Annotated in this window: 11 protein-coding genes; 8 read left to right on the top strand and 3 right to left on the bottom strand. The window is 70.4% G+C overall.

The window, feature by feature from the left end; all coding sequences use genetic code 11:
* Positions 1-116: 116 nt before the first annotated feature.
* The 3 genes from AMK11_RS08000 (at position 117) to AMK11_RS07990 (ending at position 3668) form a co-directional block, all read left to right on the top strand.
* The gene (locus AMK11_RS08000) at positions 117-1616 is read left to right on the top strand and encodes a GntP family permease (protein ID WP_073724667.1); all 1500 of its coding nucleotides are present in this window, start codon (positions 117-119) and stop codon (positions 1614-1616) included.
* Positions 1617-1680: 64 nt separating this feature from the next.
* Positions 1681-2259, top strand: coding sequence for a hypothetical protein (locus AMK11_RS07995; RefSeq protein WP_073724665.1), 579 nt, complete (start codon positions 1681-1683; stop codon positions 2257-2259).
* Positions 2260-2339: 80 nt separating this feature from the next.
* A complete protein-coding gene (locus AMK11_RS07990; protein ID WP_073724663.1) occupies positions 2340-3668 on the top strand; it encodes an Nramp family divalent metal transporter in 1329 nt (442 codons plus the stop codon).
* A 24-nt stretch (positions 3669-3692) separates the two neighbouring features.
* Here AMK11_RS07990 and AMK11_RS07985 read toward each other — a convergent pair whose 3' ends face one another.
* Both AMK11_RS07985 and AMK11_RS07980 read right to left on the bottom strand, forming a co-directional pair.
* Positions 3693-4979, bottom strand: coding sequence for a hypothetical protein (locus AMK11_RS07985; protein ID WP_073724661.1), 1287 nt, complete (start codon positions 4977-4979; stop codon positions 3693-3695).
* Positions 4980-5060: 81 nt separating this feature from the next.
* Positions 5061-5570, bottom strand: a complete 510-nt coding sequence (locus AMK11_RS07980) for a SigE family RNA polymerase sigma factor (protein WP_073724659.1) — start codon at positions 5568-5570, stop codon at positions 5061-5063.
* 201 nt (positions 5571-5771) lie between these two features.
* Between AMK11_RS07980 and AMK11_RS07975 the strand changes: the two genes are divergently transcribed.
* Positions 5772-6200, top strand: a complete 429-nt coding sequence (locus AMK11_RS07975) for a hypothetical protein (protein ID WP_073724657.1) — start codon at positions 5772-5774, stop codon at positions 6198-6200.
* 139 nt (positions 6201-6339) lie between these two features.
* Here AMK11_RS07975 and AMK11_RS07970 read toward each other — a convergent pair whose 3' ends face one another.
* Positions 6340-8076: a chitinase gene (locus AMK11_RS07970; protein WP_073724655.1), complete on the bottom strand. Its 1737-nt coding sequence runs from the start codon at positions 8074-8076 to the stop codon at positions 6340-6342.
* Between the two features lie 372 nt (positions 8077-8448).
* On the opposite strand from AMK11_RS07970, the gene AMK11_RS07965 reads away from it, so the two are divergent.
* From AMK11_RS07965 to AMK11_RS07950, 4 genes are all read left to right on the top strand, one after another.
* Positions 8449-9360 carry a hypothetical protein gene (locus AMK11_RS07965; RefSeq protein WP_073725672.1) on the top strand — a complete coding sequence of 304 codons (912 nt, stop codon included), beginning with the start codon at positions 8449-8451 and terminating at the stop codon, positions 9358-9360.
* 92 nt (positions 9361-9452) lie between these two features.
* On the top strand, positions 9453-10160 hold the full coding sequence (cpaB, locus tag AMK11_RS07960) for a Flp pilus assembly protein CpaB (RefSeq protein ID WP_073724653.1): 708 nt from the start codon (positions 9453-9455) through the stop codon (positions 10158-10160).
* 7 nt (positions 10161-10167) lie between these two features.
* Positions 10168-11427, top strand: coding sequence for an AAA family ATPase (locus tag AMK11_RS07955; RefSeq protein WP_073724651.1), 1260 nt, complete (start codon positions 10168-10170; stop codon positions 11425-11427).
* Positions 11424-11825, top strand: a complete 402-nt coding sequence (locus AMK11_RS07950; protein ID WP_073724649.1) for a septum formation initiator — start codon at positions 11424-11426, stop codon at positions 11823-11825. The genes AMK11_RS07955 and AMK11_RS07950 overlap by 4 nt, the downstream gene beginning before the upstream one ends.

Below are 11825 nucleotides of genomic sequence, written 5' to 3'. Positions count from 1 at the left end.
GCCGCACCTTCTCTCTTCTTCACCTGTCGCACGGCACGGCGCTCTTCCCCTTCCGGGCGCCGTGCCGCGCCCCGCCCTGCCCGAAAGCAGTATGTGTTTACCCAGAGGACCCCCGTATGTCCTTTCCATCCCTCCAGCTCGCCGCCGCCTCCGCCCCGGAGACCCCACTGCACACCGGCGGCCTGCTCACCCTGATCGACGGCACGGCGGGACTGCTCACCGTCGCCGCGATCGGCATCGCGCTCCTGCTCTTCCTGATCATCAAGGTCCGGCTGCAGCCCTTCGTCGCGCTGCTCGCCGTCTCCATAGCCGTCGGCCTGCTCGCCGGCCTCTCGGTCACCGAACTCTTCGGCACCGTCCAGAAGTCCGACGCCGTCTCCACCATCGAGTCCGGCATGGGCGGCATCCTCGGCCACGTCGCCATCATCATCGGCCTCGGCACCATGCTCGGCACCATGCTCGGCGCCATCCTCGAAGTCAGCGGCGGCGCCCAGGTCCTGGCCTCCCGCCTGCTGGGCCTCTTCGGCGAGAAGCGCGCCCCGCTCGCGATGGGCCTCACCGGCCTCATCTTCGGCATCCCGGTCTTCTTCGACGTCGGCATCTTCGTCCTCGCGCCGATCGTCTACGCCGCCGCCAAGCGCTCCGGCAAGTCGGTCCTGCTCTACTGCCTGCCGCTGCTGGCCGGCCTGTCGATGACCCACGCCTTCCTGCCGCCGCACCCCGGCCCGGTGGCCGCCGCCGGACTGCTGAAGGTGGACCTCGGCTGGGTCATCCTCATGGGCATCGTCTGCGGCATCCCCGCCGTGCTCGCCGCCTGGGCGTTCTCCGCCTGGATCGGCCGCCGCATCTTCGTACCGGTGCCGCAGGACATGGTCGAGGCCGCCGAGGAGGCCAAGCAGGCCGTCATCGACGAGCAGTCCAAGGCCGGCGTCGCACCGCACGAGAGCCCCGTCGCGCTCGGCACGGTCCTCGGCATCATCGGCACCCCGCTGGTGCTGATCCTCGCCGCGACCTTCTCCTCCATCGCCCTGGACGAGTCCACGCTCCGCTCGGTGATCGAGTTCTTCGGCAACCCGTTCGTCGCCCTGACCATCGCCCTGCTGCTCGCCTACTACCTGCTCGGCATCCGGCGCGGCTGGTCCCGCAAGTCCCTGGAGACCGTCTCGACGGCCTCGCTGAAGCCGGTCGGCAACATCCTGCTGGTCGTCGGCGCGGGCGGCGTCTTCGGTGCCGTCCTCAGCGCCAGCGGCGTCGCCCAGGCCCTCTCCGACACCTTCAACGACGTCGGCCTGCCGGTGATCGTCCTCTCCTACCTGATCTCCCTGGTGCTGCGGGTCGCGCAGGGCTCGGCGACGGTGGCCATCGTGACGACGGCGGGCATCGTGGCGCCGCTGCTCGCCGAGGGCGACCACTCGCAGGCGTTCGTCGCCCTGGTCATCATGGCCATCTCGGCGGGCTCCATCTTCGCCTCGCACGTCAACGACGGCGGCTTCTGGATGGTCGCCAAGTACTTCGGCATCAGCGAACGGGACACGCTCAAGACGTGGACCGTGCTGGAGAGCGTGCTGTCGGTCGCCGGGTTCGTGGTCGCGGCGGTGCTGAGCCTGTTCGTGTAGGCGTCTGATAACGAAGTTGGGGCTGGCTGTGTCCGGCACAGGTTCGTCGACCATACTGCCCGCTGTGGAGCAGCGCAGAGGATCGACCAGCCAGCCCCTGGAAGGCGCCGGATTCGACCCGGCCTTCATCCCCGGGCTCACCGCGCCCGTGACCGGTGAGCCGGAGGACGCGAGACCGGCGAAGGAAACGACCGAGGAGAAGGCGGACGCCGAGGCGTCCGACGCCGCGTCCGAGGCCGAGGACGCCCGCGAGCCGGAGGAGACCGCCGAGCGGACGGACGAACCGGACGAGGACGAGGAGGCGGAGGCCCCCGACGGCCCCGTCTTCGAGGCCGCCGACCGCCGCGCCCGGATCGTCGCCGACCACAAGGGCGTACGTCTCGCCCTCGACGACCAGAGCTGCGAGTTCCGCTGGGACGAGGTCGGTGCCGTCGAAACGGAGACCGGCCGCTTCGGCAAGCGGTTCACCGTCACGGTGCACACGCCGGACCGCCGCTGGTACCCGATCGAGATCGAGGCGACGTCCCGGAGCCGCTTCAAGGAGTGGGAAGCAGCCCTGGACGAAGTCCTGGACACGTACTTCGAGGACGGCGAGGAGCGGGCCGAGCCGGACGAGGAAAAAGAGCCGGCCGACGCGAAGTAGGGCCCCGGTCGGGCACCTTCGAGTGAAGATCCCCGCACGTCCTCTTGTCCCAGCGTCCACCATGGGCTTTCTTGACCCGCATGGCGGACACCACGGGCAACACCAGTGACAAGGCCACGGGGACACCACACGGCCCCGACTCGGCACCCCGCAAATCCAGTTGGCGCTACATCGGCCCCGGCATCGTCGTCGCGGCGACCGGGGTCGGTGCCGGCGACCTCGTGGCCACCCTGATCGCGGGCAGCAACTTCGGCTACACCCTGCTGTGGGCGGCGGTCCTCGGCTGCCTGGTCAAGATCTCCCTGGCCGAGGCGGCGGGCCGCTGGCACCTCTCCACCGGCCGCACCCTCTTCGACGGCTGGGCCAGCCTGGGCCGCTGGACGACGTGGTTCTTCGCGTTCTACGTCGTGATCTGGGGCTTCTCCTACGGCGCGGCGGCGATGTCGTCCAGCGCCCTGCCCTTGCAGGCCCTCTTCCCCGGCGTGATGGACCTCGAATGGTGGGGCGTGGCCTGCGGCGTGGTCGGCCTGGTCTTCGTCTGGTTCAACAAGTACGCCGTCTTCGAGAAGGTCATGACGGTCCTGGTCGGCGTCATGTTCGTGGTGACGGTCTACCTGGCGATCCGGGTCGCCCCCAACCTGGGCGACGCCTTCGCCGGCCTCCTCCCCGTCATCCCCGACGGAGAGGACTCCGTCCTCAACACCCTCGGCCTGATCGGCGGCGTGGGCGGTACGATCACGCTCGCCGCCTACGGCTACTGGGTCAACGCCAAGGGCTGGGCCAACACCGGCTGGATGAAGGTGATGCGGCTGGACAACCGGGTCGCCTACATCACCACCGGCGTCTTCGTCGTCGCCATGCTCTTCGTCGGCGCGGAGCTGCTGCACGCCGCGAACATCGCCCTCTCCGGCGGCGGCAAGGGCCTGGTGCAGCTCGGCGACATCCTGGAGGACGAGTACGGCACGGCGACGGCCAAGTTCTTCCTGATCGGCTTCTTCGCCACGTCGTTCACCTCGCTCATCGGCGTGTGGCACGGTGTGAGCCTGATGTTCGCGGACTTCGTGAGCCGGCTGCGGGACAAGCGGGCGGGCAAGGCCAAGGAGATCGCCACCGGTGAGCACGAGCGCTCCTGGCCCTTCCGCGCGTACCTCCTGTGGCTGACCTTCCCGCCCATCGTCCTGCTCTTCCAGGGCGAACCCTTCCGCCTGGTCATCATCTACGGCGTCCTGGGCGCGGCCTTCATGCCCTTCCTCGCCCTGACCCTGGTCTGGCTCCTCAACTCCTCCCGCACACCGGCCGAGTGGCGCAACGGCTGGCTCAGCAACGGCATGCTCACGATCGCGGGCCTGCTGTTCCTGGTGCTGTGCGTGAAGGAGGTCTGGGACCAGCCTTGGGCCAACTTCTTCTGACCGCCGCCCGGACCGTCGCCGTCCTTACCGAAGCTTGTCCCACTCCGGGCTGAGCGCCATCTCCCGCAGCTGGTCGATGGTCAGCGCGGGAGTGGCACGGGACGGCTCGGCGTGCGCGGCGCCGTTGTTGAAGGCGCTGATCACCACGCGGAAGCCGTCCTTGCCGGGCCGCAGGGTGTCGGCGGTCCACATGAGCACCCCCGGGACCCGGTCGTCCCCGATTCCCTGCCGTGTCTTGACCAGGGTGCCGTCGGGAAGCTCCTCCCCACCGCCGTAGAGCTGGCCGGCGACGTCGTCCATCCCGTACTGGACGTTGACCTGGACGAGGCTCTCACCCTGCCCGTCATCGACGACGACGTAGGTGAACCCGCTCTCCTGCCCGCCCTCCTTGACCACGTCCAGCCCCTCCGGGAGCAGTCCGACCAGCGTCTCGTTGGCGTCCTTGCCGGAGACGGGGGCAGGCGGTTCGCCGGCGGGCGGGGCGGCCTTGGTGGGCTCGACGGACTTCGGGTCCTTGGGAATCGCGTCCACGACCTGGCGCCACACCTCCGCCGTGACGACCTCCTTCAGCTGCTCGGCCGACAGCGGAGGCTCCGCACGGGAGACGGGCGCGCCCTTCTGCGCGGGCGCGTTCCACTCGCTCAGGCTGACGTGCTGCCCCTTGTCCGTGACCAGGTCGGCGGTCCAGAGCTTGGTCTCGACGCGCTTGTCGGGATACTCGTAGCCCTTGAACAGCCGCAGCAGCGAGCCGTCGGGCAGTCGGGTGGAGGAGCAGGAGTCGTGCGGGACGAACGTCTCGTCGGGACACTCCATGAGCTGGCGGACCTGAGCGCTGCCCGGTTCCACCCGGTAGAGGCCCATGCTGATCGCGGCGGCCCCCTCCCCGTCGTCGTACACGACATACGCGTACGGCGAAGGCTGGTCGGCCGACCCCCGGGCGTCCTCCTGGCTGAACTCACCCTCGGGAAGCAGCTTCTTGAGCTCACCGAGGATGGTGTCGCCGGAGACGGGAGGCGGAGCGGGCGTCGTGGCCGAGGCCGAGGGCTGTGACGTGGCCCCGGTGGTCGCGGCGGAGACGTCCCGTCCGTCGGCGTTCCCCTGCGGCAGCAGCATCGCCCCGCCCACCCCGACCAGCGCGACCCCGGCCACCCCGCCCAGCACCCCGGCCCGGCGCCGCGTCAGCGCCCGCCGCCCGCGGACCCGCCCGCCGGTGACGAGGGCCGAACGGTCGGCGTGGAAACCCCCGCCGGTCTGGTGCAGGGCGGCGGAGAGCCGCTCCTCGAAGATTTCCTGGTCCTGGTTTTCGGGCATGGCGAACCACCCTTTCCGCATGGATGGGAGAAGTGAGAGCCGAAGTGGGGGAGTGGGATCGGGGGAACGAGATCGGTTACGTCAGTATCTGGCGTACTCCGCGAGCTCCTCGCCGAGCAGGTCACGCAGCCGGCCCAGCGCCCGGGAGCACCGGGTCCGCACGGCCGCCGAGCTGACGTTCATGACGTCGGCGGTCTCCTCGATCGACCGGTCCTCCCAGTACCGCAGGACGACCACGGCCCGGTCCTTGGCGGGCAGCCGCGCCAGCGCGTCCAGCAGCGTCAGCCGCAGCGAGGCGTCGCCGTCCCCGGCGCCGGGCAGGTCCGGGAACACGTCGGTGGCCCGTTCCCGGCTGCTGCGCCGCCGCTGGTGGGCGAGGAAGACGCGGGTGAGCACGGTCTGGGCGTACCCGGCGGGGTTCCCCACCCGGGACACGCGTCCCCAGCGGACGTACAGCCGCCCGAAGGTCTCCTGGACGAGGTCCTCGGCCAGGTGCGTGTCCCCGGCGGTGAGCAGACAGGCGGACCGGTACAGGTGTCCGGCCCGCGCCACCGCGAACTCGGCGTACTCGTCCGCCCGCGCCTGTCTCATACTCGCGTTCCCCCGCACTCACCGCTGCCGTGTACTGCCTTCACCTCACTGATGCGGTGGGCCTCTGGAAATGTTTCATACGGGCTTCACAGGTCCTGTGAGCCGTGCCTCGACCGGCCGTGGTCCCCTTGACCTCTGACCGCGGCGGAGCCAGGCAGTCCGCTCGATCCCGACCAGCTGGACTAAGGAGCTGATAGAGCGATGTACTGGAAATTGATGGGCCCGGGAACCGCCACTTGGCACTGGAGTGCCGCAGGGAAGGACCTGGAGATCCAGACCACCTACCTGGGTGACGCACTGAAAAGTCTCCTGCGATCCACCCGCGACCTCCAGATCGGGTCCAGATCGTCCTTCGTGGTTCTGGAGGACGAGCCCAGTGGCACCCGGGTGTTCTTTTCCGATGCCCGAGAAGACGTCTACGTGCAGATCGTCTGCTTCTCCAACGTCCAGTCGACCGTGAACCGGTGGGCCGGCGGCAAACCGATCTGGGCCGGGCGGGTGTCCACCGCAGGCTTCATCGACGAAGTCCGCTCGATGGCGGAGCAACTCCTCGTCGAATTCGGCGAAGCCCGTTACCTCAAGGAGTGGGGCCACCCCTTCCCCATGCGCGAGCTCGAAGCGCTGCGCTGACGATCACATGAGGTGGAGCCCGCCCCGGTATTCGTGCCGGGGCGGGCTCCTGGCGGTTCTGCGCTCAGCTCAACCCTGTCGGGGAACGGTGACCCCCGCGGCCCTGCGTGGGCAGGAGCCGGAACCGGTTCGGCCGACGCTAAGGCAGCGCGTCCACGTGCGGTCCCACCACGTTGGACCACGCGTTGCCCGACGTCGCGTCCCAGTTCGTGGACCAGGTCATCGCGCCCCGCAGGTCGGGGTACGTCCTCGACGGCTTGAAGGAGCCGCAGTTCGTGCCCTTGGTGAGGCAGTCCAGGGCGGCGTTGACCACCGACGGGGCGACGTAGCCGCCGCCGGCCGCGCGGGTGGAGGCCGGGAGGCCGAGGCCCACCTGGGACGGGTCGAGGCCGTTCTCCAGCTGGATGCAGGCCAGGGCGGTGAGGAAGTCGACCGTGCCCTGCGCGTACACCTTGCCGTCGCAGCCCAGCATCGTGCCGCTGTTGTAGTACTGCATGTTGACGACGGTGAGGATGTCCTTCACGTTCAGCGCCGTCCGGAAGTACGAGCCGGACGTCGACTGCATGTCGATGGTCTGCGGCGCCATCGTCAGGATCATGTCCGGGCCCGCCTTCGCCGACAGGGCGCGCAGGGCCTGCGTCATGTAGGTCGCGTTGAGGCCGTTCTCCAGGTCGATGTCGACGCCGTCGAAGCCGTACTCCTGCATCACCGCGTACACGGAGTTCGCGAAGTTGGTCGCGGAGGCCGCGTCGTTCACCGAGACGGTGCCCTTCTCGCCGCCCACCGAGATGATGACCTTCTTGCCGGCCGCCTGCTTGGCCCGGACGTCCGCCTTGAACTGGTCGACCGTGTAGCCGTCGAGGCCGGCCGTGTCGAGGTTGAAGTCCACCGCGCCCGGAGTGCCGGTCGCGTCCGCGAAGGCCACCGCGATGATGTCGTACTGGGAGGAGACGTCCGAGATCCGCTGGACCTCCGCGCCGTTGTCGAAGTTCTGCCAGTAGCCGGTCACCGCGTGCTTGGGCAGGTCGCCGTCGCCGCCGCCGTCGTCCGGCGCCGTGGTGCGGGCCGTGACCGCCGCCGACTTCGCCGACTCACCGGCCGCGTTGGTGGCCGTGACCTGGAAGGAGTACGACGTCGAGGCCGCGAGGCCGGTCACGGTCGCCGACGTGCCGGTCACCGCCGTCACCTTCGTGCCGTCGCGGTAGACGTTGTAGCCGGTGGCGCCGGAGACCGTGTTCCAGGCGAGGGACGCGGAGGTGGAGGTCGTGCCGGAGACGCTCAGGCCGGCCGGGGTGGCCGGCACCGTGGGCTCGGGGCCGCCGTCGTCACCGCCGCCGCCGTCCGGGCCGAAGACGGAGAGGTCGTCGGCGTAGTAGGCGGACTGCCCGTACCAGCCGTGCGTGTAGACCGTCACGGAGGTGGTGGAGGAGCCCGTGGTGAAGGTCGTCCGCAGCTGCTTCCAGGCGGTCGAGTCCGGGGTCCACGTCGAGACGTCGGTCGTGCCCGTGCCGGTCACGCCCAGGTAGGCGTACCCGCCCTGCACCCAGGCGCTCAGGTCGTACGTCGAGCCGGGCTTGACCTTCACCGTCTGGGAGCAGCGGGCGTTGTCCTGCCCGTTCGGCGTCGCCTTCAGCGCGGCGGAGCCGCCGTGTGCCGGGGAGGAGACGGTCGTACCGCTGTTCGCCGAGCAGGTCCAGTCGCTCAGTCCGGCCTCGAAGCCGGCGTTCCTCGCGTTGTTGACGTCGGCGGCGGACGCCTGGCCGACGGCGGTGACGGAGAGGGCGAGCGCGGCGGTGACGGCACCCGCCCAGAACTTCGTCCGTCTGCCGAACTGTCTGCCGGTCTGTCCGCCGGTACGTCGGCGTACGGGGTCCATGGGGGCCTCCGGTGGGGAGATGGGGGCAGTGAGATACAAGGTGGTCCAGACCAATTGAAGGTGTCAAGAGGTAGGTACGGACCAAGTTCGGTGCCGCCTCGCGGACTTGGCGGCGTCCGAGATGAGGTCGCGTGCCGCCCGAGCCGTGACCGGGAAATGCTCAACCTGCCCCGTTTTGACGCAACTTGTGCCACACAAGTTGTTCCACAGCTACAGAAACGCTGTTCTCCGGTCACAGACGCGTGGATACAGTGCTCAGGTAGTCACGCAGTGAAGTCATCCGGGTGTGCCGGAGTAACACCGGCACGCCGACGGGCATGGGGAGACGGGGAGCCGCGCGTGCCAACTGCCATTGCCGTGACCAGTGCCGACATGGCACTGCCGCCGCAGGACGATCGGACGCTGCCCGCGACCGTGCTCCAGGACGTCGACCAGCGTCCGCTGGAGCAGGTGCTGGCCGAGCTGCAGGGGCTGGTCGAGCAGCACGGCCATGTGATCGTGGTGTGCTCGCAGGTCCTCCCGGCGAGTGTGGAACGCCGGCTGCACACCGTCCGCGCCCTCCTGGAGACCGACCGGATCGCCCTGTTCCGGCCGCCCCTGCCCCCGCTCGGACTCGCGGTGCTGGCCCGCCAGTTGCGCCAGCTCGCCTCCTGCGACCTCAGCCCCGGCGTCCTCGCCTCGGCCGGCCGCCTCCTCACCCACTACATCCACGCCGGCGCGCTCCTCGGCTCGGTCGCCCGGCTGGACCACGTCCCCGTGGGGCTCAAGTCGCACGCCAGGTCATGGATGCCGGGAAGCCAGTTCGGTGTCGTCGCCCACCCCGTCCCGCAACTGGTGCGGATCGGGCCGGACGCCGCCCTCGACGGGCCGGAGTTCGGGACCTGGCTGCTGGTCGCCAAGGGGCAGCTCGCACCCGACTGGGTCACCGGCACCCTCGCCCCGTCCTGGCGGGTGCAGGGCCTGCGCGAGCTGCCGCTGCCCGCCGACTCCCCGGGCTGGTGGGGCACCGGCAAGCTGACCGAGTTCTGCGCCTACCTGCCCGACCTGTCGGTCCTCTACCAGCTGGTCGCGTCCGTGCGGCAGAGCAGGTGCCACTGGTGCGGCATCGACGTCATCGGCGACCGGTGCGTGTTCTGCTCCGCGACACCGCCGGAGTACGACGCCGACCCGGGCCGGGGCCGGGCTCTCGACGAGCGCCGCGCCCTCGGTGAGCGCGGGGGCCCCGGTGAGCGCCGCGGCCCCGCGCTCGGCCGGCGCCGTGAGAGACGCGCCCTCACGGGGTAGGCCGTACCGCCACCGGGGTAGGCCCGTACCGCCCCGCCCGCCCCGCCATCCGATCCGGCTCGACCGATTCCCCCAATGAGGTTGCACGGCACATGAACTCCCGTCAGCGCCGCGGCATCATCCTGCTGATCCTGTCGGTCCTCTGCGCCCTCGGCGTCTTCGCCGGCGTGCTGTCCGTCGTCAACGACGTGAAGTCGAAGGTCGGACCCGAGGTCACCGCGTACCGGCTCAAGACCGACGTGGAGCCCTACACGCCGCTGAGCGCGCGGCAGTTCGAGAAGATCGAGATGCCCGAGCGCTGGCTGTCGAAGAACGCCGTCACGGATCTCGGCCAGGTCCGCGGCAAGATCGCCGTGACGACGCTGAAGGCGGGCTCACTGCTGCAGAGCGACATGATCGTCGACCAGCCCGCCCTGCGGCCGGGGCAGCAGGAGGTCGCCATCATGATCGACGCGGCGACCGGCGTGGCCGGCAAGATCACACCGGGCTCCTCCGTCAACGTGTACGCCACCTTCGAGGGGCAGCGGGAGGGTGATCCCGCCCAGTCCAAGATCATCGTGACGAACGCCAAGGTCATCGACGTCGGCGACCTCACCTCGCTGGAGCCCGACGAGAACAGCCGCGACCGCGAACCCACCGACGCCGTCCCCATCACCTTCGCCCTGTCCACCATCGACGCACAGCGCATCACCTACGCCGAGTCGTTCGCCCAGCGGGTCCGGCTCGCGCTGGTGGCGCCCGGCAGCGACACCACGGTCCCGGACGAGGACCGGACGTACGAACTCGCGAAGGACAAGTGAGCCCCGTATGCCCACGAGGATTCTCCCGGCGGTCGGCGACGCGGACGCCGCACGGTCCATCACGACCCTGCTCAGCCAGCTGCCGGACGCCGAACCCGTCGCCCCGGTCGTCGACTCCACCCAGCTCGTCGACACCCTCGCCCGCCTCGCCGCCGAGTCCGTCGACGAACTGCCCGAGGTCGTCGTCGTCCACGAGCGCATCGGCCCGGTCCCGGCCCTGGAGCTGATCCGCGAGGTAGCCCTCCGCTTCCCCGCCGTCGGCGTCATCCTCGTCACCTCCGACCCCGGCCCCGGCCTCTTCCAGGCCGCCATGGACTACGGCGCCCGCGGCCTGGTCGCCCTGCCGCTCAGCTACGAGGAACTCGCCAGCCGCGTCCAGGCGGTCGCCCAGTGGTCCGTGGGCGTACGCCGGCACCTGGGCAGCGGCGGCGACGTCTTCACCGGCGTCGGCGGCACCGTCGTCACGGTCGGCGGCGCGAAGGGCGGTGTGGGGGCCACCCTGACGGCCATCCAGCTGGCGCTGGCCGCACAGGCGTCGGGCCGGCCCACCGCCCTGGTCGACATGGACCTCCAGGCCGGTGACATCGCCTCCTACCTGGACGTCCAGTTCCGCCGCTCGGTGGTCGACCTGGCCACCATCAACGACATCTCCCCGCGCGTACTGGCCGACGCGGTCTTCCGCCACGACACGGGCCTGGCCCTGCTGCTCGCCCCCGGCGAGGGCGAACGCGGCGAGGAGGTCACCGACCGCGCCGCCCGCCAGATCGTCAGCGCCCTGCGCTCCCGCTACGAGGTCGTCGTCATCGACTGCGGCGCCCAGCTCGGCGGGGCCGGCGCGGCGGCCGTGGAGATGGCGGACTCCGCGCTGCTGGTCACCACCCCCGACGTGGTCGCCGTACGGGGCGCCAAGCGGGCGGTGCGGATGTGGGACCGGCTGCAGATCCGCAAGGCCGAGGAGACGACCGTGGTCGTCAACCGGCACACGCGGGGCACCGAGATCCAGCCCGCCCTGATCGAGAAGATCACCGGCACGCCGGTCGCCGGCACCACCGTCCCCGCCAACTTCAAGGAACTCCAGGGCGCCGTGGACGCCGGCCGCGTCCACGAACTGGACGCCAAGAGCACGGTGAAGCAGGCCCTGTGGACCCTCGCGGGCGAACTGCGCCTGGTCAGGGCGCCGGAGGCGGACCACAGGAAGGGCGGCGGCCGGTTCCGCGGCGACCGGGGGTCGGTGAGCTTCCGGCGGCGGAAGGACGGTGGGGGATGAGCGCGTTACGGGCACGGGTACGGGGCAGGGGGCGCGACTCGGGCCAGGTCACCGTCGAGTTCCTCGGCATGCTGCCGACGATCATCGTCACGCTGGTGGTGCTGTGGCAGCTCGTGCTCGTGGGATACACGTTCACGCTCGCGGGTAATGCTGCCGACGAGGCGGTACGGGCGGCGACGGCCGCCGAACGGGGGGCACGGCAGGGGGCCTGCGAGGAGGCGGGCCGCGACAAGCTGCCGGGCGCGTGGGAGGGGGGCGCCGGTGTGGACTGCGGCACGGCGGGCGGCTTCGTCACGGCCGACGTCGAGATCAGGGTCCCGATCCTCTTCCCGGGCACGGTCAGCTTCCCCTTCGACGTGCGGGGTCACGCGGGGGCCGTGGAGGAGGAGACCGACTGA

This window comes from Streptomyces sp. CB02414 (genome assembly GCF_001905385.1).
GTDB lineage: Bacteria > Actinomycetota > Actinomycetes > Streptomycetales > Streptomycetaceae > Streptomyces.
Note: the sequence above shows the minus strand (reverse complement) of the source record. Positions and strands in the feature narration are given on the sequence as shown.